This is a genomic window from Paenibacillus sp. Cedars, from assembly GCF_003184205.1.
Classification (GTDB): Bacteria; Bacillota; Bacilli; order Paenibacillales; family Paenibacillaceae; genus Paenibacillus_AQ; species Paenibacillus_AQ glucanolyticus.
The window spans coordinates 1818382-1843352 of sequence record NZ_CP020866.1 but is presented as its reverse complement, the minus strand read 5'-3'; the positions used below and the strand labels follow the sequence as shown (position 1 = coordinate 1843352).

27 protein-coding genes are annotated in these 24971 nt (G+C 48.6%); 3 read left to right on the top strand and 24 right to left on the bottom strand.

Features of this window, described 5'->3' with window-relative positions:
* Nucleotides 1-3 precede the first annotated feature (3 nt).
* From B9D94_RS10270 to B9D94_RS10260, 3 genes are all read right to left on the bottom strand, one after another.
* The gene (locus tag B9D94_RS10270) at nucleotides 4-468 is read right to left on the bottom strand and encodes a hypothetical protein (protein ID WP_006211229.1); all 465 of its coding nucleotides are present in this window, start codon (nucleotides 466-468) and stop codon (nucleotides 4-6) included.
* Between the two features lie 80 nt (nucleotides 469-548).
* Nucleotides 549-1280: a hypothetical protein gene (locus B9D94_RS10265; RefSeq protein WP_036642142.1), complete on the bottom strand. Its 732-nt coding sequence runs from the start codon at nucleotides 1278-1280 to the stop codon at nucleotides 549-551.
* The gene (locus tag B9D94_RS10260; protein ID WP_228030027.1) at nucleotides 1277-2176 is read right to left on the bottom strand and encodes an ABC transporter ATP-binding protein; all 900 of its coding nucleotides are present in this window, start codon (nucleotides 2174-2176) and stop codon (nucleotides 1277-1279) included. Before B9D94_RS10260 ends, B9D94_RS10265 begins: the two co-directional genes overlap by 4 nt.
* A 286-nt stretch (nucleotides 2177-2462) precedes the next feature.
* Here B9D94_RS10260 and msrA point away from each other — a divergent pair, with 286 nt between their 5' ends.
* The gene (msrA, locus tag B9D94_RS10255; protein WP_036642461.1) at nucleotides 2463-2984 is read left to right on the top strand and encodes a peptide-methionine (S)-S-oxide reductase MsrA; all 522 of its coding nucleotides are present in this window, start codon (nucleotides 2463-2465) and stop codon (nucleotides 2982-2984) included.
* Nucleotides 2985-3161: 177 nt separating this feature from the next.
* Here the strand turns inward: msrA and B9D94_RS10250 are convergent, their stop codons facing one another.
* Nucleotides 3162-3500 carry a four-helix bundle copper-binding protein gene (locus B9D94_RS10250; RefSeq protein WP_006211234.1) on the bottom strand — a complete coding sequence of 113 codons (339 nt, stop codon included), beginning with the start codon at nucleotides 3498-3500 and terminating at the stop codon, nucleotides 3162-3164.
* Between the two features lie 126 nt (nucleotides 3501-3626).
* Nucleotides 3627-4709: a CobW family GTP-binding protein gene (locus B9D94_RS10245; protein ID WP_148246945.1), complete on the bottom strand. Its 1083-nt coding sequence runs from the start codon at nucleotides 4707-4709 to the stop codon at nucleotides 3627-3629.
* A gap of 108 nt (nucleotides 4710-4817) precedes the next feature.
* Between B9D94_RS10245 and B9D94_RS10240 the strand changes: the two genes are divergently transcribed.
* Nucleotides 4818-5336 carry a MogA/MoaB family molybdenum cofactor biosynthesis protein gene (locus B9D94_RS10240; protein WP_148246944.1) on the top strand — a complete coding sequence of 173 codons (519 nt, stop codon included), beginning with the start codon at nucleotides 4818-4820 and terminating at the stop codon, nucleotides 5334-5336.
* 76 nt (nucleotides 5337-5412) lie between these two features.
* Here the strand turns inward: B9D94_RS10240 and B9D94_RS10235 are convergent, their stop codons facing one another.
* Together B9D94_RS10235 and B9D94_RS10230 are read right to left on the bottom strand one after the other, a co-directional pair.
* The gene (locus B9D94_RS10235) at nucleotides 5413-5940 is read right to left on the bottom strand and encodes a hypothetical protein (protein ID WP_148246943.1); all 528 of its coding nucleotides are present in this window, start codon (nucleotides 5938-5940) and stop codon (nucleotides 5413-5415) included.
* Nucleotides 5941-6027: 87 nt separating this feature from the next.
* The gene (locus tag B9D94_RS10230) at nucleotides 6028-7026 is read right to left on the bottom strand and encodes an NADPH:quinone oxidoreductase family protein (RefSeq protein ID WP_063480003.1); all 999 of its coding nucleotides are present in this window, start codon (nucleotides 7024-7026) and stop codon (nucleotides 6028-6030) included.
* A 223-nt stretch (nucleotides 7027-7249) separates the two neighbouring features.
* On the opposite strand from B9D94_RS10230, the gene B9D94_RS10225 reads away from it, so the two are divergent.
* Nucleotides 7250-8056: a hypothetical protein gene (locus B9D94_RS10225; protein WP_006211240.1), complete on the top strand. Its 807-nt coding sequence runs from the start codon at nucleotides 7250-7252 to the stop codon at nucleotides 8054-8056.
* Nucleotides 8057-8138: 82 nt separating this feature from the next.
* Here B9D94_RS10225 and B9D94_RS10220 read toward each other — a convergent pair whose 3' ends face one another.
* The 17 genes from B9D94_RS10220 to B9D94_RS10140 form a co-directional block, all read right to left on the bottom strand.
* A complete protein-coding gene (locus B9D94_RS10220; RefSeq protein WP_036642127.1) occupies nucleotides 8139-9593 on the bottom strand; it encodes a nicotinate phosphoribosyltransferase in 1455 nt (484 codons plus the stop codon).
* 80 nt (nucleotides 9594-9673) lie between these two features.
* Nucleotides 9674-10228, bottom strand: coding sequence for a cysteine hydrolase family protein (locus B9D94_RS10215; protein WP_063480004.1), 555 nt, complete (start codon nucleotides 10226-10228; stop codon nucleotides 9674-9676).
* Between the two features lie 64 nt (nucleotides 10229-10292).
* Entirely contained in the window at nucleotides 10293-11078 is a 786-nt protein-coding gene (locus B9D94_RS10210; RefSeq protein ID WP_036642123.1) for an NUDIX hydrolase, read from the bottom strand.
* 162 nt (nucleotides 11079-11240) lie between these two features.
* Complete coding sequence (locus B9D94_RS10205; protein ID WP_006211244.1) at nucleotides 11241-11690, bottom strand: YlbF/YmcA family competence regulator; 450 nt, start codon at nucleotides 11688-11690, stop codon at nucleotides 11241-11243.
* Nucleotides 11691-11799: 109 nt separating this feature from the next.
* Nucleotides 11800-13359, bottom strand: a complete 1560-nt coding sequence (miaB, locus tag B9D94_RS10200; RefSeq protein WP_006211245.1) for a tRNA (N6-isopentenyl adenosine(37)-C2)-methylthiotransferase MiaB — start codon at nucleotides 13357-13359, stop codon at nucleotides 11800-11802.
* Between the two features lie 244 nt (nucleotides 13360-13603).
* The gene (gene pduL / locus B9D94_RS10195) at nucleotides 13604-14176 is read right to left on the bottom strand and encodes a phosphate propanoyltransferase (RefSeq protein ID WP_006211246.1); all 573 of its coding nucleotides are present in this window, start codon (nucleotides 14174-14176) and stop codon (nucleotides 13604-13606) included.
* 176 nt (nucleotides 14177-14352) lie between these two features.
* Nucleotides 14353-15312, bottom strand: a complete 960-nt coding sequence (locus B9D94_RS10190; protein ID WP_148246942.1) for a dipeptidase — start codon at nucleotides 15310-15312, stop codon at nucleotides 14353-14355.
* A gap of 82 nt (nucleotides 15313-15394) precedes the next feature.
* Nucleotides 15395-15655 carry a stage V sporulation protein S gene (locus B9D94_RS10185; protein WP_006211249.1) on the bottom strand — a complete coding sequence of 87 codons (261 nt, stop codon included), beginning with the start codon at nucleotides 15653-15655 and terminating at the stop codon, nucleotides 15395-15397.
* A 129-nt stretch (nucleotides 15656-15784) separates the two neighbouring features.
* On the bottom strand, nucleotides 15785-16588 hold the full coding sequence (locus B9D94_RS10180; protein ID WP_036642117.1) for a TIGR00282 family metallophosphoesterase: 804 nt from the start codon (nucleotides 16586-16588) through the stop codon (nucleotides 15785-15787).
* A gap of 131 nt (nucleotides 16589-16719) precedes the next feature.
* On the bottom strand, nucleotides 16720-18261 hold the full coding sequence (gene rny / locus B9D94_RS10175) for a ribonuclease Y (RefSeq protein WP_036642458.1): 1542 nt from the start codon (nucleotides 18259-18261) through the stop codon (nucleotides 16720-16722).
* Between the two features lie 363 nt (nucleotides 18262-18624).
* Nucleotides 18625-19362 (bottom strand): regulatory protein RecX, encoded by a 738-nt coding sequence (locus B9D94_RS10170; RefSeq protein WP_148246941.1) that lies wholly within the window; start codon nucleotides 19360-19362, stop codon nucleotides 18625-18627.
* Nucleotides 19363-19502: 140 nt separating this feature from the next.
* Complete coding sequence (recA, locus tag B9D94_RS10165) at nucleotides 19503-20564, bottom strand: recombinase RecA (RefSeq protein WP_006211253.1); 1062 nt, start codon at nucleotides 20562-20564, stop codon at nucleotides 19503-19505.
* A gap of 291 nt (nucleotides 20565-20855) precedes the next feature.
* Nucleotides 20856-22118: a competence/damage-inducible protein A gene (locus B9D94_RS10160; RefSeq protein ID WP_063480008.1), complete on the bottom strand. Its 1263-nt coding sequence runs from the start codon at nucleotides 22116-22118 to the stop codon at nucleotides 20856-20858.
* 114 nt (nucleotides 22119-22232) lie between these two features.
* Nucleotides 22233-22820 carry a CDP-diacylglycerol--glycerol-3-phosphate 3-phosphatidyltransferase gene (pgsA, locus tag B9D94_RS10155; protein ID WP_006211255.1) on the bottom strand — a complete coding sequence of 196 codons (588 nt, stop codon included), beginning with the start codon at nucleotides 22818-22820 and terminating at the stop codon, nucleotides 22233-22235.
* A 268-nt stretch (nucleotides 22821-23088) separates the two neighbouring features.
* Entirely contained in the window at nucleotides 23089-23580 is a 492-nt protein-coding gene (locus B9D94_RS10150; RefSeq protein ID WP_006211256.1) for a YajQ family cyclic di-GMP-binding protein, read from the bottom strand.
* Nucleotides 23581-23731: 151 nt separating this feature from the next.
* The gene (locus B9D94_RS10145; protein WP_138917807.1) at nucleotides 23732-23905 is read right to left on the bottom strand and encodes a DUF4175 domain-containing protein; all 174 of its coding nucleotides are present in this window, start codon (nucleotides 23903-23905) and stop codon (nucleotides 23732-23734) included.
* Between the two features lie 77 nt (nucleotides 23906-23982).
* The gene (locus B9D94_RS10140; protein WP_148246940.1) at nucleotides 23983-24942 is read right to left on the bottom strand and encodes a helix-turn-helix domain-containing protein; all 960 of its coding nucleotides are present in this window, start codon (nucleotides 24940-24942) and stop codon (nucleotides 23983-23985) included.
* Nucleotides 24943-24971: the final 29 nt, after the last annotated feature.

The window sequence follows — 24971 nt, the reverse complement described above, 5'->3', positions numbered from 1 at the left end:
CTTCTAAACACTTTTTTCGCTGTCCAAGCCCAGCTTCACGTACATTTCACGGGAATATCCTTGCAGTTTCTGCTCCAGCGCCTGGGCCTGGTCCTTGAATGCAGTCAACTCCCGAATCATTCGGGATCGACCGGCAGGGCTGAACGTCTCATGAATCCGCTCTTTGAAATAATCATGAACGATATAATTCCGCTGCTTCCACACTTCCTTTAGTTGAAGTGTTTCTTCTTCGGAGAATGGAAAGTAATGCTGGATCTCGTGCACCAGCTGACCGAGAGAACTGCTTAATTTCCGCTGATATAACTGCGTGAAATCTTCTTCCGAAGGCACGTTCCCTTGGGAGAGCTTGATCAGCATCAACAAATTCGCAAGCTGCTGCTCAAGAGCCTGTGAATAATACACCGCTAATCCGAAATAGGCAAACAGCTCTTTGGAGTGGTCACTGTCCAACAGTCGAGATTGTTTCATGGTATCCTCCTCTAGTATTGGCTGTCTTTACCGTTTCTATTTGTGTATATCCTATATGGTAAAGGAAGACTGCACCTACTTCAACCTACTTTTCGGATCGCATTCGCCGCATCCTTGCGGCAGGCAATCCATAGATATATCACCAGTAAAATAAAGCTGTATATGAACAAATATGTAATTGTCAAAGTCAACATCAGCATAGACATTCCTTCAGCATGCATAAACAGATTAATCATAACGGAGACGGGTGGCAGTATATAAGGGACAAATCCAAAAGAATCCGGCAGCCCCTGAACGATGGATTGTCCTGCTAATGCAAGTACGATAACCATGAACAGCAAGCCGGCTGCTCTCCCCTGGTTCTCCATGAAACTGATTTGAAAAAATAAGGACAGCGAAATGCCAAGCAAGGCTAGTCCAGCATGGCCCACGTAACCTAGAGCAAGCTCATCGAATGTAATCGGCTTATCAAACATCCCGAAAATGATGGGGTAAAGAACCGCAAACAAGCTGAAAATCAAAGACAGTAAAGCAACCGTGGAATATTGAGCGGTATAAAATCGTCTAGAGCTGCCGCTATGAACAATAAGGAGTATGGATTGACGACCTTGGTCATGATTAAGAAAATTCATGCCGAGCCAGGCTGAACCGATAAACAGCAGCACAGCGGTTACGGCATAACTGTCCAATATCGGATTTGGCCGGTAGGAGTATATAAATACCACCGAGATCAATATAAAGGCGACTGGGGCGAAATACCGGTACGATCTCGTGTAGCTCGCCAGCATGTACTTAATCAACGGAATTATCATGCCCTCATCCCCTCAACCTGTTGGCTTAAAGGAGATTCCACCTGCTCCATCGTCTCCCCGCTCCACGGCTCAAGGCGGATTATGGATCCCCCCGACTGCAGAATCCGGAGCAAGATATCGTCTGCTGAATGCTTGCGTACAACCATCGATGCCGGATTCCCTCGGGATATCCAATATAGAAATCCAGGCTCCCCTTCCAGCTCCCGCAATCGGTCCGGTTGAACGTCAGCGAATTCCAGCTTCGTTCTTGCGTCAACATTATGGATAGCGAGCACACCGTCTCGTTCCATCCGCCCCCGCTTCAGTTGTGTCACCCGATCGGCTAGCGAGGCAATCAGCAAGGGTTCATGAACGGACATCGCAATCGCTGTTCCCTGCCTCTTCATTTCGCCTAGGATACCGATCATCTCCATCTGGGAAGACTCGTCCAATCCTGACAGAGGTTCATCCAGAACAAGCACATCGGGCTGCCGAAGCAAGGCCTGCATTAAATTGACCTTTTGGAGCATCCCCTTGGAGCATAATGTCATTTTGATGTCCTGCAGCTGAAAAACGTTCAGCATCGCATCGATCCGCTTCGTCGCTTCTTGTGTATCCAATCCTTGAATGCTGGCCATATGGTGCAAATATTCTGAAGGACGAAACCGAAGAGCAGGAAAGCGCTCCGGTACATATCCGAAACGCAAGGATGCTTCTAGTTCAACTCTGGATCCCTCAGAGGGAATCGCAAGTCCGGCTATGATATGGAGCAAGGTGCTCTTTCCCGCTCCATTGCCTCCAATTATGGCTACGCACTCGCCTCGGGATAAACTCCAGCTGATATTTTGCAATACAGCAGACTTTCCGAAACGTTTATGTACTCCGTTTAATTCGAGCAGCTCCTGCAAACACTTCAACTCCTGTTCCCCTTGTTCTGGTGCTGTATGTATTGTAGAACTTCTCTATGCGAAAGCACGGCAGCTCCATTTACTCTTGGACAAGGCTCGTATCTTACATGACAATAACATTTTATGGACGTCGTTTCAATGATGGCTACCTTTCGTGTAAGTTTTTTTAATTGACGGGCAAAGGGGGTGCCATTATTTTAATAAGGTATCGTAGACGAATGAGGAATAGGGGCTTATAATTACTTATTTATAGAAGCATTACACACCATCATCTTAGAAATGGGGAATCAATGTGATACAAAAAGCAACGTTTGCCGGAGGCTGCTTCTGGTGCATGGTTAGTCCGTTTGAGGAACAGCCGGGTATTCATGGCATTATATCGGGATATATGGGCGGGACGCTTGAGAATCCTACATATGAGCAAGTCTTAACAGGAGAAACTGGCCATTTGGAGGTTGTGCAGATTACATTTGACCCGGACATTTTCCCCTATGAGAAATTACTGGAGCTGTATTGGCCGCAGATCGATCCTACCGACGCTACAGGCCAAGGCAATGATCGCAAGAGCCAATACCGTGCAGCTATTCTATATCATAATGAAGAACAACGCGAGCTGGCCGTCAAGTCGAAGGAAGAACTCGCCAAGAGCGGACGCTTTGATCAACCGATCGTGACCGAAATCCGGGAAGCATCCGTATTCTATCCTGCGGAAGAATACCATCAAAACTTCCATCGCAAAAATCCGAAACACTACAAGGAATCCCGAGTATACTCCGGCCGCGACGCCATTATCGAAAAGTACTGGAAATCATTCTAAAGTGAGAAAAGGCGGCCCCACGGGCTCGCCTTTTCTGTACACAGCAGTCAACCATCTGTCTGCTGTTTAATCATTCGCCCAAACCTCAGTCCATACTAGGCTTGGCGGATCAAACCATCTGCTATCAAAAAACCTGTTCCCTGACTGACAAAGGGGACAGGTTTATGTACTTCTATTTTAGGCGTGGCTCAGCATTTCCTGGCAGACCTCGGCACATCTACGGCAAGCCTCCGCACATTCTTTGCAGTGCTCATGATCGTGCTTTCCGCACTCTTCCGCGCAAGCCAGACAAGCCTTGATACATAGTTCGCAAATCTCCTTGACGTAAGGGCTTTTACGTGACATTGCTTGAGCTGCAAACGCACAAATATCGGCACACTCTCTGTTGAGTGCAATACAATCGCGAAGCATAGCCAATTCGTATTCTTTCAGACAGGATACATAGCATACATTGCAAGCGTTCATACATTGGAGACATGCTTCGATGCATTCTTTATATTTGAGTTCATTTAACATTGTGGATATCCTCCTTGTAGTTACTACGCTATGCCTTAGTATTAAACGCTGGATGGCTGTCTGAATCAAATGCAGGTGGGAGAAGCCCAAGGTACAATTAGCCAAAAGAATCCACAGCAGTACAGCTTATGCCAAACGGTTCTTCCCCTCCAGCGCTTCAAGCTGCTGCTGGAGCAGCGATTTCTGGAAGTGCTCACCGATAAACACGACCACGTCCGGTACTTGACCCTGAGGCGTGATTTTCATAAAATCGGATTCGCGGAACGCATACTGGAACAAAAAACGGCTGTTGGTATCGCTAAAGGTAAGAATGCCCTTGGCCCGGTATACATCTCTCGGAAGCTCCGCTATCAAACGTTCGAACTCCACACTGTTCACAGGCTGGCTGAAATAATACGTGTACGACATAACATGATCGTGAGAGTCGTGCGCGTGGATATGGTCATGAGAATGAACATGAGTAGGGTCATTATGTAGAGAATGCGCGGCATCTTCTTCACGAACATGAGCATTCATTGTTTGCTGATCATGACCTGCATCTTGAGTATCAAAATTGGCCGGGTTCACGCCCCCTCCAATGCCGGTTTCCATCGCCGCACGCTCTTCACCTTGCAGCAGTTCCTCCACATTCACCGCACAACGCACCGCAGGCAGAATCGGCGCATACGGATTCCAGCGCTCCACCAACTGCCGGATCGTTTCTTCATCCTGTTCGCTGACCTGATCCATCTTGTTCATGATCAGTGCGGAAGCCGCGCGAATCTGCTCCTGCATCAGTCGGTAGGTCTTTCCTTTTTGCTCGGCATTCAGATGCAGCAGATGTGCGGCGTCAACGACCGTAATCATCTTTTTCACATCGATTCTCATATATAACGAAGCTTCCGCGGCGGCATCCAGAATCTCCATTGGATTCGCAATCCCCGTCGCTTCAATAACGATGACATCCGGCTGCTCCCGCTGAACCAGCGTCGCAATCTCCGACGAAAGATCGGAGCGAATCGTACAGCAGATGCAGCCGCTCAGCATTTCAGCTGTCGGAACCTCTTCGCCGGCGATAAGTCCATCAATATTGACCTCGCCGATCTCGTTCATTACAATAGCCGGTCTCAAACCCTGCTCCTTCCAATGCGCGATAAGCCGGCTAAGCAAGGTCGTTTTTCCACTGCCAAGAAAACCTGATAGAATATATATGGGTGTTACGTGTTCCACGTTCCATACTCCTTTGCGTGCATAATTTATTATGCTAGCGAGTGTACTACATTTCATCCACTTGCTGCAAGCGTCCTACCATTAACCTAAACAGGAGTCGTGATTCAGATGAACTCAGCACAAGAACATAAACGGCAATCCCCCGCTTCCGTGAACTGCATGGTCATCACCGTCTCGGACACACGGACCGTTGACACGGACAAGAGCGGTAAACTGATGATGGGCTTGCTGGAAGAAGCCGGGCATGCGGTTGCGGCCTACACCATTGTTCAGGACGAATATGAAACGATTCGGGAGCTGATATACACTGCAGTGAGCAACCCCGGAATTGATGTCGTGCTATTAACCGGCGGAACAGGCATATCCAGCAGAGACACCACTTATGAAGCAGTATCCTCCTTGCTGGACAAGGAACTCCCTGGATTCGGGGAGATTTTCCGCTACCTCAGCTTTACCGAAGACATTGGTTCTGCTGCGATCTTAAGCCGTGCTATTGGCGGTACGCTAAGCCACACGGCCGTCTTCTCCATGCCGGGGTCTGCCGGAGCCGTACGGCTTGCAATGAACCGTATTCTTCTGCCAGAGCTGCGACATATAAAATATGAGCTGGACAAACACAAGTCATGATCACCCTTCGAGAGATCCAGGAGAATATAAAGTAAGCCGGATGCTTGTAGTCATCCGGCTTTCTTTTATTTTCGCACTAACTGCTGACGCGCCCTTGATATTTGGCCAACAGCGCGGGCGCTATTTTTTTGACCTGGCTGTAATAGTTATCCGTCTTATCTCCAGTCGATGTGTAGACGATCGACGTTTCCTTGTCGCTGATGATCAAATTGTGCCCGCCGGCCACGTTGGCGTCACCCTCCGTGACACCAAAAATCTCCTTGATTCCTTTTTCCCTGGCCGCTTGATCCTGATAGACGTAGACGGTAATAAACTGGCTGGCATCATAATTGATCCGGTACTGATACGTGATGTTGCCAATTTCATCCTCCGCATAGGTCTCATTGGTCAGCGGCATCTTCACTTTGCTAAAAGAAGCTTGAAGCTCCTCAAGAAACTTTCCGTTCATACCACGTCCTGATATCCGGGCCTCTCTTGAGCCTTCCTCATAAGCCTTCATGTTGTATAGGCGCATTTCATCCTTGGCCACTTGTCTAGAGCAGCCTACCGATATGGCAAGAATGGAACACAGCAATACTGATGCAGCGATTCCGCGATAATTCATGTTCACTCACCCTTCCCTTGGTGTCAAAGGTTACCTTGCCTTAGGATGCCTGCGGGTAATGAACATTATGCGAATTCAAGCTAATAATTAAAGCGATATGACACTTCTTCCGACTGCTCCTCCCTGCAAGATGGTATTCAGCACGTCAGGGAGATCGGTCAACCCGTATTCCCTGATTCCTTCTTGAAGTACGGCTGTCGGCTTCCATTCATCAGCAAGCCTGGACCAGACGGATCGGCGATAGACCATTGGGCAGTATACCGAATCGATCCCCAGGAGATTAATCCCTCTCAAAATAAACGGAAACACCGTGGTATCAAACGCACCGCCGCCAGTCATGCCGGAAACGGCGATGCCCCCGCCGTATTGTACACTTTTTAGAAGGGAGCTCAGCTGGCTGCCCCCGACAGGATCCACCACCGCTGCCCACCTCTCAGCCGCTATCGCTCCTTTTGAGACAGACTCGGTTTCTTCCCGGGATATAACTTCATCAGCTCCAAGCTTCTTGAGCCAATCCGCCTGACTGGATTTGCCGGTCGATGCCGTCACACGGTAACCCAGCTGACTCAGGATCGATACGGCAAAACTTCCAACTCCACCCGTTGCACCCGTTACAAGAACCGGTCCCTGATTCTGCTGGAGTCCGTTTCGCAGTAATGCCTCAATCGACAGGGCTGCGGTAAAACCTGCAGTGCCAATGGCCATCGCCTCTCTTGGCGACAAGCCTTGCGGCAGAGGCACAAGCCAGTCTCCCTTGACCCTGGCATATTGGCTGAATCCACCTTCATGCGATACGCCCAGCTCGTAACCGGTGCAGAGGACATCATCACCTTCCTTGTAACCGGGATGCGAGGATTCCACTACGGTTCCCGCCAGATCAATGCCTGGAATGAACGGATACCTGCGCACTATTTTGCCTTCCGGAATGCTGGCAAGCCCGTCCTTGTAATTAACCCCGCTGTACAATACCCGAACAGTAACATCTCCTTCAGGAAGCTGATCGATGGAGATGTTCTCCACGCTTCCACGAACCTCTTGCTCCTCTTGACGAAGAACATAGGCTTGAAAATTGGTTTGGCTGCACACACTGCTCACTCCTTCAGTTTTATATTTTGATTGTATCCCCGTATAAAATCTGCGCCATGAATGTTGAAACTGTGCATATCCGCCGGAATAAGGCGATTTCTGCGCTTTCCCGAGAAATAATCCGCAGCAACAGATTCAAAAGTAGTTACAGGTTATGTTAGGATGAAAAAAGAATCCTCCTCTTGCTATAACTACTTCATATACGGGAGTTGAACTGAACATTATGAACAATTCTATACAGGAAAGTCAAGCGTCATCCTTCCGCTTTTCGTTCCTGCTTACCTTAGTGACATTACTTCTGTTACCCATCGCCAGCAAGCCCGTCAGTCAAGCTCTTAAAAGCATTGGAATACATACAGAATTGGGAGGCGTCGCCGGTTCATTTCTCGTTTTTTTTCTGAGCTTGGGACTTATCCTTTTATTTCTTCGCTTAGTCTACGGAGCTGTTCCCTTCATTACCCGGCCTGGCCTTAAAGTGTACTTACAGATGGGTCTCCTCTTTATCATCATTACAGGGACCTGCGAATACTTCAGCACTTACCGCTCGGTTGAAGCATCTGTATTGGATAAAAGCCATGCTTACCTTGAAGCCCCCTTCAGCGTGGAGAATGCCCGTATTATACATCCGAAAGCATCTTCAGATAAAGCCTATGCCTTTGTCATCACACCTGGACTGGGTCTGCAATTATCAGCCCATACCAGGGGATGGTTCGGATGGGATATGTCCGTTGTATCCACATTCTACCCTCCGGCTGAGAATTCCTCTTCGCCTTCCATATTTTCAGAGACAAATGTTCACTCATCGCTCGCCTTCGGGATATACAGAAGCGAAGAACCGCTTCGGATCTATGTGAACGGTCAGCCTGCACCATCTATACCTTATCGCCAATTAAGACCATATGTCAGTGAAGATTTGTACATGTGGTATTACGAACATCAGCCTGACCCTGTCATGAATAAGGATAAACTTCATCTGATCGCCCGCGATGCAAACGATAGCGTTATAGCTCAAGATCAGCTTGATTTGTAGCCATGCACAAAAAGACACTCCCTCGCATGCCAAGCAGCAGATAGGGAGCGTCTTATTTTATTTCCACAGGTTAATTCTATTTCTATTCTTCATGCTGTTCCATAAACTCAGCCATCATGCGATGCTTGACTTCCCAGACCTGCTCACTAAGGTTAACCCGGTAAATCTCCGGATTCAGCTTGCGTAAATATTCCGGCCAGAACTGATCAAGCTGCGTGTTATGATAACTCCGTATCTCTTCCAGCTTCGGCAGCTCATATACCAGCTCACCCTGCAAGAACACCGGTTCAAGCATGGATACAGCCTCAAAGTTCTGCACATTCTTACGCATATAAGGATGCAGCGGATTAAACAGCTTTAGCTTCCCGCTGTCCGGCGGCATCTCCTCTTCAGGGAAGCAGATGTAATCGGCAATGGCTTTACCGCTGCCTTTGGATATGATGCGGTAAACCTCTTTTTTGCCTGGCGTCGATACTTTTTCGGGATTGCCTGAAATCTTGATGGTCGGGACCATCTCACCGTCAACCTCACGCTCTACCAATTTATAGACGCCTCCGAGAGCCGGCTGGTCTGCGGCGGTGATTAATTGGGTTCCGACACCCCAAGTGTCAATTTTGGCTCCCTGTGCTTTAAGATCCAGAATGGTTCCTTCATCCAGATCATTCGAGGCTACGATGCCCACATAGTCAAGACCGGCCTCATCCAGCATTTTACGGGCTTGAATGGACAGATAAGCCAGATCCCCGCTGTCCAGACGGATGGCATTCATCCGTTTCCCCTGGGCTTCCAGCTTCTTCGCGGTTGCAATTGCATGTGGAATCCCGCTCTTTAACGTATCAAACGTATCCACCAGCAGGGTGACCTGATCCGGCATCACCTCAGCAAATATGTCAAAGGCCTCCTGCTCGCTCCGGAAGGTCTGTACCCAGGAATGCGCATGCGTGCCTTTGGTGGGAATACCGAATTTCTCCCCTGCCAGCATATTCGAAGTGGCGTGGAAGCCCGCCAGATAGGCTGCACGCGCCCCCCAGACGGCCGCATCGGCTTCCTGCGCTCGTCTTGTGCCAAACTCCAGCAGGATGTCCCCGCTGGCAACCTGACGGATTCGGGAGGCTTTGGTGGCGATCAGCGTCTGGAAGTTCATGAAGTTCAGAAGCGCGGTTTCCACCAGCTGCGTTTCGAATATGGTGCCTTCAACCCGGATGAGCGGCTCGTTCGGGAAGACCAGCGCCCCCTCCTTCATGGAATGAATATTCCCTTGGAAGCGGAACTGGCGAAGCTCCTCCAAAAACTCAGGTTTATACTTCTCTTCCTGTTTGGCCAGATAGGCAATGTCATCTTCCGAGAACCGCAACGATTCAATGTAATGTACAATCCTCTCCAAACCGGCAAAAACAGCGTACCCGTTGCCGAATGGCAGCTTACGAAAATAAGCCTCAAATACCGCACGCGTACGATGAGATCCGTTAATCCAATGAGCATACATCATGTTGATCTGGTATTTGTCCGTATGTAGTGCTAATCCTGCTGTCAGCATCACGATCATCCTCCAGTGTTACCCGTTTGCCCCTTTATGCTTCCGGGCAATTCACAAGCTGTCATCTTAATTCGTTCATCTTATTTCGTACCATCTTCACTGCGCACAACCGCTGCACCGAGACTGCCTTGAAAATGACCTAAAGCCCACTGATGGCCCTCTGGATTGAAGCTTGCAACAGCATCCTCATAAACCGTAATCTTATATCCGTAATTGTAGGCATCCACCGCCGTATGAAGGACACAGATATCCGTGCATACCCCGACCAGATCCACTTCGGTAATCCCGCGTTCACGCAGCTTTTGATTCAGATCGGTGCCGCAAAATGCACTGTACCTCGTTTTGTCCATCCAATAGATCGTTTCCTTGCGTTCCTCGTACACCTGTTGCAGATCGCCGTATAATTCGCGCCCCCGCGTGTCCCGAATGTTATGAGGCGGAAACAGCTTCGTTTCCGGATGGTAAGCATCATGTTCCTCGTGAAGGTCTACAGCCATCACAACGAAATCCCCGTTGTCATTATACTGTCTGGTCAAGTCGACAATTCTATGCTGAATGTCAATGGCCGGCTTGCCTACAGGCAGACTGCCATCCACGAAGTCATTCGTGAAATCTATCACGATTAAAGCCTTCATCTGACACACTCCTCTGTACATTGATTAATGTGGCCGATAAAAAACAGTCGCTTGAGATTAAATGTTACGTATAAATAGATAGCAGTGGTGCATGATCCGTAAATCGATACAATTGGGCCGGTCGTTGGGAGTACTGATTCGAGTTTAGAGGTTTGCCATCCTCATCACGGGCTTCCTCCAAAATTCCCTGCCTGCTTCGGGTAGAAGTAATCTTACGGATAAAGTTGGGTTCATTGAACTCCGGCACGACGGTTTGGATAACCTGATACAGTTCGCTCAGTGTAAAATGCTCCGGCAAAAACTGTCTGGCAATCGTCGTTTGCAGCATTTGCTGCTGAATCTTGTGATACGCATCCATGATGATATCCCGGTGGTCAAAAGCAAGCTCCAGCTCCTCCAGAGCCTCCGCTACCGTGAATAGTCCAACCTCTTCTGCATCATCGGCAGCCTGGCGGTGCTCCAGCATCCATTCTTCCACCAACGCGTAGAACGCATGGCTGATGATCCAGCCGCGTGGATCGCGACCGGGCGCGCTATACACACCCAAATATTCCAAATGACCGCCATCCACCCCGGTCTCTTCTTTCAGTTCCCTCTTGGCTGCATCGTAAATAGACTCACTCTCACGGCAAAAACCGCCTGGAAGTGCCCACATACCGGCACAAGGCCATGATCTGCGCCTAATCAGCATCACCTTAAGCTCCCGTATAGGCAGTGTCTTGGTGAAGGTCTTCCGCTCCCGCTTCGTCAAGGTAAACATGACGATATCAGCGGGTACACCATCCGGTGTTCTATATTTCTTGGCATTGCGCTGTGGCGCCTGTTCATGATCCGTCATTTCCATCACCATAACTATTAATTTGATAATTTCATTATGACATATTTAAAGATGATGTCAAGGATTTCCTCATCCCATCTTCTGCATAAGATTACTATGCCCTATTCAGCCTCATTCTGTGCATGATGGATACGAATAGAAAAGGTGCGGAACCATTCCGCACCTTCGAATCGCCTAACCGCAGCTGCTTGGCGGCGTATCTTTTCCTGTTTCTACATTGACTTTTTCCGAAACGGTATCATGAATCACGGATACGACCAGTTGAAGAAGATAGTTGATATCGCTTTGACTCTGCTGGAATTCCATAACGAGCGGGATGCCGTCAATCTCCTCTTGCAGCTCTTCGATCTCGCGTTCGATTTTCGCAACCATGTCCTTATTCTGAAAGGATTCAAAAGCAACGATTTCTTTTTGCTTTTTCTTGATGGTCTTGATCAATCCTTGAACCCGTTCGTGGTTTTGGATTTTCTCTTCTGCTTGCTTAAACATTTGGACTTCTTCGCTTGTGGATATTAAATTCGCCAGCTCACCGGCTTTTGCCAAAATATCATCGCGTATAATCAATTCACGCGAATTGAATGTTGACATACCATATGTGTTCGTACGAACATGATCTTGTGCCAAGGTTCATCGCTCCAATTCTTCATCATCTATAAGCATATACGCAGCGCCGGGCCGAACTCACAAGGACGGCCTTTACGTACGTCGTGGTAAATTTCTGCCTGCCCCTCTATTATACAGCATCCGATGCAGGAATCGGATTGGAAATCATATCGCCTTTAATATACCAGGTCTTCGTATCGGTAATTTGAACATTCACGAACGTTCCCACCAAATCCCTGGAGCCTTCAAAATGCACCAGCTTGTTCGTGCGCGTGCGCCCGGACAGCATGGAATCATTGTTCTTGCTGACACCCTCTACAAGGACCTCTACCGTAGCACCCAGCAGCCTGTCATTGCTCTGGCGGCTGTACTCACTGATAGCTGCATTCAAACGTTGAAGTCGCTCGCTCTTGACCTCCATCGGCACATTATCCTCCATCACTGCTGCCGGTGTTCCTTCACGGGGAGAATAGATGAAGGTATATGCAGCGTCATAACCTACTTCGCGGACAAGAGACAGCGTCTCCTCAAACTGCTCATCGGTTTCTCCAGGGAATCCGACAATGATGTCCGTTGTAAACGCAACATTCGGAATCGCTTTTTTGATCTTATGAGCAAGCTCCAGATACGTCTCACGCGTATATTTGCGGCTCATTTTTTTGAGCACCTGCGAGCTTCCCGATTGCACCGGCAGATGAATGTGTTCTACCAGATTTCCGCCCTTCGCCAGCACCTCGATCAGATGATCGTCGAAATCTCTCGGATGGGATGTCGTGAAACGTACACGCGGGATATCGATCTTATGGATCGCATCCATCAGATCGCCGAAGCGGTACTCGATATCCTCAAAATCCTTGCCGTATGCGTTCACATTTTGCCCGAGCAGCGTGATTTCCTTGTAACCCTGACGGGCTAGTTCACGTACCTCAGCTATAACATCCTCCGGACGCCGGCTGCGTTCCTTACCGCGGGTATACGGGACTATGCAGTATGTACAGAATTTATCGCAGCCGTACATAATGTTAACCCAGCCGCGAAGCCCTTCCCGCTTCTTCGGAAGGTTCTCAATGATGTCACCCTCCTTGGACCACACTTCAACAACCATTTCCTTGCTGAAGAGCGCCTCCTGTATAAGATGGGGCAGACGGTGCACGTTGTGCGTACCGAAGATGAGGTCAACGAAGCCGTGTTTCTGGAGAATGCGATTAACTACGGACTCCTCCTGCGACATACAGCCGCAAACACCAAGCAGCATATCGGGCTTCTCGATCTTCAAGTGTTTCAGATGGCCGAGCTCGCCGAAGACCTTGTCCTCCGCATTTTCACGAATGGCGCATGTATTCAGCAAAATGATATCCGCCTGCTTGCGATCCTCGGTGGCTTGATAGCCCATTTGCTCCAGCAATCCCTTAATGGTCTCGGAATCATGCTCATTCATCTGGCACCCATACGTGTATACAATATAATGCTTGCCCGCTCCGATGCGCCGGAACTCCTCCGGCAGCTCTGTATCGTACAGCACTTCTACGCTCTGCTTGCCGCGCTGCTTTTCCTGTCTATGATTAGGCTCCGAAAGAATATTGATTTCCCGGCCGTTGATGCGAATTCTCTTCCCGTGTTCATCTTCCGAGAGAACTTTGGCTCCTGAAAAATCAAAATATTTGGAGTAGTCCTTACTTTCTTTGGACATGCTTGGTCACTCCTTAGATCCACAAAATCTCTGGTTTTACATGACAAAACCTCTTAAATAGGCACTGTTTTAAATTATATCATGATCTTAATGCCTAAGCTACCACTCTGACATGATCGATGCAAACTTCAAAAAAGAGCCTGAAATCGAAATTCATCGATCCAGGCTCTTCCGTACGTGCTTCCTATAAGCGCACATACGTGACATATACAGTTTGTTCCTTCAACCTGACTGAAGTTATAAATTAGTCAATAATTTCAGCAGTATCTCCGTTGTTGGCACCAGCCGCATTCGCTTCGTCCGTATCGATGTGCATATCCAGCGCAAAGTTATCGGATACACGAGCAATCACATTTTCCAGTACAAGACCACGCTCACCGCCAAGACGCACTTTAAGCAGATCCTTGTCTTTAATGCCCCACTGATCCGCATCGGACGTATGGAAATGAATATGACGAGCGGCTACAATAACACCCTCATCCACCGTTACCTCGCCTGCTGGGCCTTTGATGGTGATACCAGGTGTTCCAGCGATATTCCCCGACTCCCGCACAGGTGCTTTCACACCAATTGCAAAGGAATCCGTACGGGAAATCTCAAGCTGGGTTGCAGGACGCGCTGGTCCCAAAATTCTTACTTTATCGAATTGTCCCTTCGTTCCAATTACCGCTACCGTTTCATTGGCTGCGAATTGTCCTGGCTGGGACAAAGGCTTGAATTCTGTAAGCTGATATCCAGGGCCGAATAATGCCTCAATATGCTCCTGGGATAAATGAATATGGCGGGCGGATACACCCACAGGTACAGTTTTACTCATCTGTCTCTCACTCCTTGTTTTTCTCTATATGCTGTACGTGCCATCACCTATTATACTCTCTATTACCCAAAAATAAAAAGGCAGCCCGATGATTCTGGGTGCCTTCTTCTCATTTCTCATATGATCTGCAACAGGATTGTCAAAGTTATCTTTGAATCATGGGCGTTATGCGAATTTTATTTCTCTTTGGACGGAGCCAAAGGCAAATTCTGTTCAAGAAACCGGAGCGCATAATCAGACATCCAGCCTTTTACCATTGATTCAGGATAATGCTTGAGGAGCAGCTCCTGGAAGTCTGGATATTTCCCCGGATGCTCAAGCCCGGCAACCCACTGATCAATCCCGTCAAAATCCGAACCGAACATCATGTGTTTCTCTCCGCCCAGCTCACAAATCTTCTCAATATGGGGCAGGATGTCCTCCGGCTTCACTCGGTCTTCATCACTCCGAATGAACCAAGGCACAAACGTAATGCCGATCATTCCGTCCAAAGCGATCAAAGCCCGAATCTGCTCATCGCTTAGATTCCGCGGATGCTTGCATACGGAGTACGCATTGGAATGCGAGGCCAGGATGGGCCGCTGCGTAAGTTCGGTTAACTCCCAGAAGCCGGCCTGGGTCAGGTGGGAAACATCCAGAATAATGCCTGTGGAATTACACAGCTCCACCAGCTGCCGCCCTCGTTCCGTAAATCCACCATTCCGCTGCTCTAACGCCCCGTCCGCAGCCCAGTTGGCATAGTTCCACGTAATCCCCATAAAGCGTACACCCAGGTCATAACAGAGCTTAACGTAATGCAAATTGCCCTCCAGCCCGTCCACACCTTCCAGCGACAAAACACCAAAACGGCTATGATAGCTTTCTCTCATCTCCTGGACCTGTTCTTGCCAGAGCAGCGGTTTGAGATGACCTGGCTTCACAATGCGGCTGCGATACGTATCGATTTGCGCCAGTACCCGCTCAAATGAAGGACGTCCGTATTTTTCCGATAAAAAAACAGCGAATACCTGAAGCGCAAGATCCCCTTCCTCCATACGCTGCAGCGTAACATCCAAATGCCGATCATCAACAAAGGAAGCTTTGGGATCTTCCCACATTTTACTCAGGGCATCACAGTGAAAATCAACTGTCCGCATCGCGGGCTCATCTCCTTCCAATGTGTCACAGCAAAAAGCCTGTTTACGCAAAAGAGAGTAAACAGGCTAATACCTCCGAAATTTATCTAGGTTCTACGATCAATTTAATCGCCGTCCGGTCTTCGCCATCAATCACAATATCCGTAAAAGCAGGGATGCAAATCAGATCCACCCCGCTCGGTGCTACAAATCCCCGGGCAATCGCTACCGCTTTAATGGCCTGGTTCAGTGCTCCCGCCCCAATCGCTTGCAGTTCCGCTCCGCCCCGCTCCCGAAGAACTCCAGCGAGCGCCCCTGCAACTGAATTAGGATTGGATTTTGCTGAAACTTTTAATACTTCCATGGTAAGTACCTCCCCTGGGAATGTTGAGTGATGGTTTGCTTCCGCTTACTAGATGTTATTCGTGAGAGGGGAAAAAATTCCTGCTTTTTGCCATTCGTACCTAATTTAATTAAACGAATTTTACGGTTTTTAATCCATCCGCCATTCGTCTTCGTACATACGTATTTTTTGTATCTTGTGGGCTTTCCCTGTTTCTTCATCCATATCAACGCATACAGCATGGAACTGCCACTTGCCTTCATCGACCTGGAAACGAGCAGGAAGCTGGGTTTTGAACTTGTACATCACCGCATCGCGCTGCATGCCGAGTACCCCTTCCTTGGAGCCTACCATGCCGGTATCCGTAATGTAGGCAGTTCCACCCGGCAGTATCGTATCGTCATTGCTTTGCACATGCGTGTGCGTTCCAACCACCATGGAAGCCCGTCCTTCCAAATGCCAACCCATGGCAATTTTCTCAGAGGTCGCCTCGGCATGGAAGTCCACAAGAATGCATTTGTTCTTCTGGCGCAACTCATCTACAATTTCATCGGCTGCACGGAATGGACAATCGATGGCTGGCAGGAATGTTCTTCCCTGCAGGTTCACAATGGCCAATTGTTTGCCGTTTGCTTTAATAACCGTATATCCCCGTCCAGGTGTTCCAGGCGGAAAATTCGCCGGGCGAATCAAACGCGGTTCATCGTCGATAAACTCAAAAATATCCTTGTTATCCCACGTGTGATTTCCCAAGGTGATGCCATGGATGCCCCAATTGAAAAACTCATTGGCAATGGCCGAGGTAATGCCGCGTCCCGAAGCCGCGTTCTCGCCATTGGCAATGATGATGTGAGGATTATATTTGGACTTCAGCTCTGGCAGCGATTCTTTCAGCGCTTTGCGCCCTGTACTGCCGACAATATCACCGATGAATAGTACTTTGATGTCATTCACTCCTTAACGAGGGAAGCCTGTCCTGCTCCAGCAGGAGCGTTCCCGGTTTTATGGATATCAGCCACTTTCCGATCTGATATCTTCAAAGATAAAAAGTGGCCGAATTGCGGCCACTTTTTAAGGTCCAAACTCTATTTTGCGTAATCCACCGCACGGGTCTCCCGGATAACGGTGACTTTGATATGACCTGGATAATCCAGTTCATTCTCAATGGTTTTGGTAATGTCGCGTGCCAAGCGGAATGCTTCGGCATCATCGATCTTCTCAGGCTGTACCATAACGCGGACTTCACGTCCCGCTTGAATGGCGTACGATTTCTCAACGCCTTCAAAGGATTCGGAAATTTCTTCGAGCTTCTCAAGGCGTCGGATATACGTCTCAAGTGTCTCTCTGCGCGCTCCCGGTCTGGCTGCGGACAATGCGTCAGCTGCGCCAACCAGCATGGCAATAACCGAGGTTGCTTCACAATCACCGTGGTGAGAGGCAATGCTGTTGATAACCACCGGATGTTCCTTGTATTTCTTCGCCAGCTCCACGCCGATTTCAACGTGCGATCCTTCCACTTCATGATCCAGCGCTTTACCGATGTCATGCAACAGTCCTGCCCGTTTCGCAAGCACGATGTCTTCGCCCAATTCGCCGGCCATCAGGCCAGTCAAGTAGGCCACTTCCATGGAATGTTTCAACACATTTTGTCCATAGCTTGTACGGAACTTCAGTCGGCCCAGAATTTTGATCAAATCTGGATGCAAACCGTGCACGCCAACTTCGAATGTGGCTTGTTCTCCATACTCGCGAATGCGTTCGTCCACTTCCTTGCGGGATTTCTCCACCATTTCTTCGATACGAGCCGGATGAATCCGTCCGTCCGCCACGAGCTTTTCCAAAGCTGTACGGGCAATTTCACGGCGAATCGGATCAAACCCGGAGAGAATAACAGCTTCCGGAGTATCATCGATAATAAGGTCAATCCCTGTAAGGGTTTCAAGCGCACGGATATTCCGGCCTTCACGTCCGATGATCCGGCCCTTCATTTCTTCGTTCGGCAAGGTGACAACAGAAACCGTTGTCTCTGCCACATGATCAGCCGCACAGCGTTGGATAGCCAGCGTGATGATCTCCCGTGATTTTTTGTCAGCCTCTTCTTTCGCCTGCTGCTCAATTTCTTTAATCATTTGAGCGGTTTCATGACGAACCTCTTGCTCGACATTGCTGAGAATGATACTGCGGGCATCCTCCATCGTAAGGTTGGAGATACGCTCCAGTTCTGTAGTTTGTTTCTTGTAAATAGCGTCGATTTGCTGCTGGGTCTCTTCTATTCGTTTCTCTTTGTTCGCCACTTGTTCTTCTTTACGTTCCAAAGATTCTATTTTTTTATCCAGCGACTCTTCCTTTTGCAACAATCTGCGTTCCTGCCGTTGAATTTCATTACGGCGCTCACGAGTGTCTTTTTCAGCTTCGGCTCTGATTTTATGAACTTCATCTTTTGCTTCAAGAACCGTTTCTTTCTTCAATGCCTCTGCTTCCTTCTTCGCACTCTCAACGATCTGCAAAGCGGCATGCTCGGCACTGGAAATTTTAGCTTCTGCAAGGGATTTGCGAATAAAATAACCGAACCCAAAGAATATAGCGGCTACAGCGAGAACGATTATGATCCAGATCCATGTATCCAGCATCTGTTTCACCTCCTCGTTGTTTCCTCCAAGGCATTCCTTGGGAAATGTTCAATTGTCAGTTTACTCATTCATACATAAAATTTTCCGGCAGAACCTGCCGTCCATACTGCGCACGTCCCATTAACGTTCGCAAATTCCACCATGAACAGCGGAATACATTTCACTATGAATTGGCGTTATAAGAATCTTTCACAAAGTAGTCACTTTTTTGGAAGGAAAAAGGTTTCTAATTTATGATAAAAGATTCATATTTATTTTAGTATTTATAAAAAGATATTGTCAAGGGAAAGCAATGGGTAAACGTCAGTTTCATCCAGTGGAACCAAATTCTTTTGCGAAGTTCTGCATTATGGCTGCCTTTTATTCGAAGTCATCCAGCTCTTCGTCCCACTCGCCTTGTTGCTGATCCTCTTCAATCAGAAGTTTAAGTACCTGCCGTACCTGTTCCCCACCAAACCCTCGTCGCATTAAATAGGCGCCCGTTTTACGTTTGCGATCCAACTGCTCGCCATGGGTTTGCTGCCATTTTTTCCTCCCGACCGTCAGCGCACTCTCAAGTTCCGCATCCGCGCTAATCTCGCCCAACGCCTCTGATATAAGCTCAGTGCCTATTCCCTTTTGCCTCAGTTCCTGCTTAACCCACAATCTTCCCTTCTTATGGCTCGTCATTCGCTGTTCCGCCCACATCTTGGCATAGAGCGCATCATCTACGAGGTTATCCTTCTCCAAGCGCTCCAAGGTTGTCTCTACACTATTCTGCTCAAAGCCTTTTTGCTGCAGACGCTGTGAAATTTCCTTAGCCGTTCTGGGTTTTCGGGACAGATGATTCAGTGCCTCTACGTAAGCGCGCTGCCGTTCATCTGCAACAATAATTTCCTGCAATTCCTCCTTGCGAAAAACATTGCCCTTCAACAAGCGGTATTTCAGCATAACGTCCTCATGAACGGTCATCTGATAAGGCCCAAATGCGATCTGATAGCGGTGTTTGGGCTTTCTCAGCATCTCGACCGAAGTTACGATCAGATCCTCATTATCGGGAAAATGTCCAATACCTGAAGTTTCCTCCTCTTCAGACACTCCCATATTCTCTTCTTTCATAAACGCTCCTTTCACTTCAGCATCAATATCCTGGCAAAAATATCCGAGCGATTCCTCGATTAAGTTAAATGCAAAGAAGACCGTCAGGCGTTACAAACACCGGACAGTCCTCAACACTGTAAAAGCTCAAACCGTAATTACTACTCTACCTTAAACAATTCCTGCTCTTCTATTTCATCTTGTTCCTTATCCTCTGCGGAAGGCTCAGGAACAGCCGTGGTCAGGTTGCTTGCTTCACGGATTTTATTCTCGATTACACTCGCGATTTCCGGATGCTCCTTCAAGAATTGCTTCGCATTCTCACGTCCTTGACCCAGACGGTCGCCAGAATAAGAATACCACGCACCACTCTTGTCTACGATATCCAGTTCCGTTCCGATATCAATCAGGCTTCCCTCTCTAGAGATGCCCTCACCGTACATAATATCTAGCTCAGCCTGTTTGAAAGGCGGCGCTACCTTGTTCTTAACAACCTTAATCCGTGTGCGGTTACCCACCACATCGTTACCCATCTTGATGCTCTCAATCCGGCGCACGTCCAAACGAACCGTGGAATAGAACTTCAGAGCACGTCCGCCCGGAGTAGTCTCAGGGTTACCGAACATAACACCAACCTTCTCACGAAGCTGGTTGATAAAGATGGTAATCGTTTTCGACTTATTGATGGCACCCGACAATTTACGAAGAGCCTGAGACATCAGACGAGCTTGCAGACCCACGTGGGAATCACCCATATCGCCTTCAATTTCAGCTTTCGGCACAAGCGCAGCAACCGAGTCAATAACAATAATATCTACAGCACCACTGCGTACCAATGCTTCCGCAATTTCAAGCCCCTGTTCACCCGTATCCGGTTGGGAGAGCAGCAATTCATCAATATTAACACCCAGTTTGCTTGCATACGATGGATCCAGGGCATGCTCGGCATCGATAAATGCAGCTTGTCCGCCAGCCTTCTGAACTTCAGCAATAGCATGGAGGGCTACTGTTGTTTTACCGGAGGATTCCGGTCCATATACTTCAATAATCCGGCCTTTAGGCAAACCGCCGGTTCCTAAAGCTATATCCAACGCCAACGATCCACTTGGCACAATCTCTACCTGCATATGGGTGGACTCACCCAGTTTCATGATGGAACCTTTACCGAACTGTTTCTCTATCTGACGAAGCGCCATCTCCAGCGCAGCACGACGATCTGACAATTGTTCCACAACCCTTCACTGTTGATAGTCATATCATACCTTGTTTTGACACGTTTGCCAAGCTTTTTTTCGAACATACATTCGTTTTTTTTATTCGGCGCTCCTTCCCTCCCATGCTCTGAACCCTATGTAAAAAAGAAGAAGAACCGCAGCAATATCATTCGATATGCCACGGTTCTTCCGTACTTCACATTATACTCGGAACCATTCTTCAATTCAAGAACAGCTACCAAGACAGGTGTAAATAATTTACTTTTTATCAAAAGCGGCTTCCTTCGGCTTAGGGGGAAGCTAGGCCTGCTTGGAGGCAACGAGACGCTGCCAAAGCCGATACAGCAGCGCCTTGGTTGCACGGAGCCGGATCGTCTCACGGTTGCCCTGCAGGTGCAGCTCATGCACTTCCGTTTCTTTTCCCCGTTCGGACAATCCAATGTACACAAGGCCAACGGGCTTGCGTTCGGCGTAACCTGGACCTGCTACACCTGTTACCGACAAACCAAAATCACTGTCGGTCACCATCCGGACATGATCCGCAAGCGCCTCGGCAACCTCCGCACTGACAGCGCCCGGCGCATCATCACCTTCAAGCAGCGCATGCGGGATATGTACAAGCTTCTCTTTGATCTGATTGGTATAACAGATGATTCCGCCCAGAAACATCGAAGCACTGCCGGGAATGGATGTCAGCGCCTCTGCCACGAGCCCTCCGGTACAACTCTCGGCCGCGCTCAGCGTCCAGCTTCGATCTGCCATAAGGTCTACAATGACCTTCTCAATCGGCACGTCCTCGTTGGCATACATAAACTCAGGACCTCTCTCCTGAATTCTGGTCTCCAGCTCATTCAGCCGGACCATAGCCTCAGACTCACTCGCTGCCTTCGTGGAGATCCGGACCGTAACCTCCCCTTCCTTGGCATACAAGGCGATGGTCGGATCCGTCTGTGCGGTTATCAGGTCCTCCAGCCGCTGATCAAGTGCGGATTCCCCAATGCCTGCGAACTTGAGCATCTTCGAATAGATGGGGAGCTCGCCGGTCAGGACGTGCTGTAGAAGCCAGGGCTTGGCCTCCTGCTCAAACATCGGGATCAGTTCTTTTGGCGGCCCGGGCAAAACAATATAATGAGTGCCTTCAAAAGAAATAGCATTTCCCACGGCAAGCCCCGTCTCGTTAGGAAGCGGTGTACCTCCCTCGATGGCCAGAGCCTGACGCCGATTATTCTCCGTCATCACAGATCCCCGGTCATGGAAGAAGCGTTCGACCCGGTCCATGGCCATCCGGTCAATATGCAACGACCGGTTCATATAGGAAGCTAAGGCATCCTTCGTCAGATCATCCTGTGTAGGTCCGAGGCCGCCGGACAGAAGCACGATATCAGCTCTGCCGCTGGACAGCCTGAGGGCCTCCTTGAGCCTCTCCATGTTATCCCCGACAACCGTTTGATAGTACACATCGATTCCCATTGAAGCAAGCTCTCTGGACAAGTACTGGGCATTGGTATTGACGATCTGTCCCAGCAGAAGTTCTGTACCAACTGCAATGATTTCTGCTTTCATGATTAGTCGATCCTCCTGTATCTGCTGTCTCTACTGTATCTGCACATTATATTCAACTTCATTATGTTCTTACGCTCACGGAAGAAAAAAGCAATAGGATTGCTCCTATTGCTATTATGCCCCGGTACCTTTGAGAAGGTGCCTGTTCTGGACAAAATATTCGATTCCCGAATATAGCGTAATAATCGCAGCTGCCCAGATGGCAATGACATCAAACGGAATCCCCATAAACACAAACGGGAAATTGTTGATAAGAAGCGCAACAATTGCCACAATCTGAATCACCGTTTTGATTTTTCCCGATTGGCCTGCTGCAACAACGGAACCCTCCAGAAGCGCAATCTGCCGCAAGCCGGTAACCGCGAATTCCCTGCTGATGATGACAACAGCAATCCACGATTCGCATTTTCCCATCTCTACGAGCGATATGAGTACGGCGGCCACCAGCAGTTTGTCAGCCAGCGGATCAAGAAGTTTTCCCAGGTTAGTCACCATATTGTTTTTTCGGGCCAAATAGCCGTCAATCCCATCCGTGCTCGCAGCAAGTATAAAGATCAGTGCCGCAATCAATTGGTTATATGGCAGGACAAAATCATTCCACACAATGGGGGCCGGGTAAAAATCAAAATCCACCAGCAGAAAAATCATCATGACAGGAATCAAGCAAATCCGGGCCAACGTAATACGATTGGGTAAATTCATGGGGCAACCTCCCTTGCAACGGGTTGTCTAGCTAACTTGGCAGACCCCGCAGCAGTTAACCTGCCGCAATTCAACAGGGTCGCTCTTCCCAAGAGCCTAAAGGGTTTGAAGCGTGAATCGCTGTCTGTCATATTCATCCCCCAGTAATCTATGTATACGTTAATCCTTATATATCGTGTTTTAGTATAATATTTCAGTTGACACCCTGTCAAAAGAAACAAACCTGCCATTCCATTCGCATTCAAGCCTTTACCCTATAGGCGCGCGCTTATTTAAAATTGGTAAATTGGAGGTCCAGCGTAAGATCTGCTTTACGAAGCAGCTGCATGATCTGCTGAAGATCGTCCTTGTTTTTTCCGGTTACCCGAATTTGATCCCCTTGAATCTGGCTCTTTACCTTCAGTTTGGAATCACGGATCAAAATGTTGATTTTTTTAGAGTTTTCCTGATCTATTCCCTGTTTCAAGGTCAAGCGCTGTCTAACGGTACCCATAGAGGCCGGCTCAATCTTCCCGTACTCCACATTTTTAAGCGACAATCCGCGTTTAACCATCTTGGTTTGCAAAATATCAATTACTGCGTTGAGTTTATACTCATCGTCAGATGCAATGACCAGTGCTTCCTTGTCAATCTTCAAGCTGCTCTTGCTGCCCTTGAAGTCAAACCGGTTCTCAATCTCCCGCTCCGTCTGATTAACCGCGTTTGTAAGTTCCTGCATATCCATCTTGGATACGATATCAAATGAATTTTCTGAAGCCATGGTGAATCCTTCCTTTCATCAATCATATTGCTTCTATTATAGGTAAAACTCCGAGCCAAGTCTAATCATGTACAATGCATGTCTTATGTATACAGGAACGAAAAAGACTCCGTTCATCACCAACCATCTGGTGACAACGAAGCCTGCTCCGTCAATTGCTAGCTTGCTCATCACGCACCGGACGGCGGAACATACTCAGGATGCCGAGTAATATATGAGCCAATCCAAAGCCTAATATGCCATATCCCCAGTCACTCGGAATTAGATAATAACCCAAGAGGCTGACAATAACGCCTAATCCGAATACAATCCAGTTGACCGTCAAGATGGCCTCACCTCTTTCAGGAAGTGAAATAACAGCATGCAGCTGCATGCTGTTATGATCTCCTGGAGTAAAGGGAATTATTCCCCGCCTGTGGAGTCAGCGGAACCATCCGCGGACTCCAGCACGATGCGGGAAGTCGTTTTTCCATCCGTTACAGGCTGACCGCCAACCGTGATGGTGGTTGCAGCGGAATTGCCCGATTTCACGTACAATCCCTGGCTGTCCAGTTCGAAGCTGAGCGCAGCTCCGTTCTCAAGCATCTGGAAAGCCAATTTCTCGCCGGAGGCGTTGTTGCCGCGGTATACCTCTACCCAGCTCTTTCCGTCACTGGTGGCCGTAATGTCCACCTTAACAGCAGAGCCTGTTACTTTGAATACGGTGTTCTTGCCTTCCGTCCGGTCCTGCGTCACCGTCGTTTCCCCAGGCGTTGTATTCCCCGGTATATCTGTATCCGTACCATCCGTACCCTCAGTGCCGTCCGTTTCCGTTCCTTCACCGTCCGTACCCTCGCCAGGCGTATCGCCCGGGTTGTTCTCTCCGCCTTGTGCTCCATCACCTGGCGTCGTGGTATCCGGGTTTTGCGAATTCTGCCCTGGATCGGTCTGAGATTGGTCGTTGTTGCTTACCGGCGGGTTTTCATCTTTGGGCTCATTCGAATTGATCGCTACCAAATAAATGACAACAACGATCAGTATCGGAAACGTCCACATCAGCAGCGTCGGCAGCCATTTCATGTTCCGTTCGGCTGAAGGTCTGCTGGCACGCTTTTGAATAACCGGCTCCATTGTCGCTTCCGGTTCTGATTTGGGAACGTCCTGTTTATGTCCTTCAAGTAGTTCGTCCGGGTCAATCCCCACCGCTTCTGCATAGGTTTTGATGAATGCCCGCACGTAAAAACTGCCGGGAAGTACTTTGTAATCCCCTGCCTCGATGGCTTCCAAGTATCGCTTGCGTATTTTTGTCATTTCCTGCACGTCATCAAGGCTCATTCCTTTTTGTAGACGCGCCTCCCTTAATTGCTGTCCCAGTTCGGACATGCCATCACCTCCTACTTTAGAATTTCGTG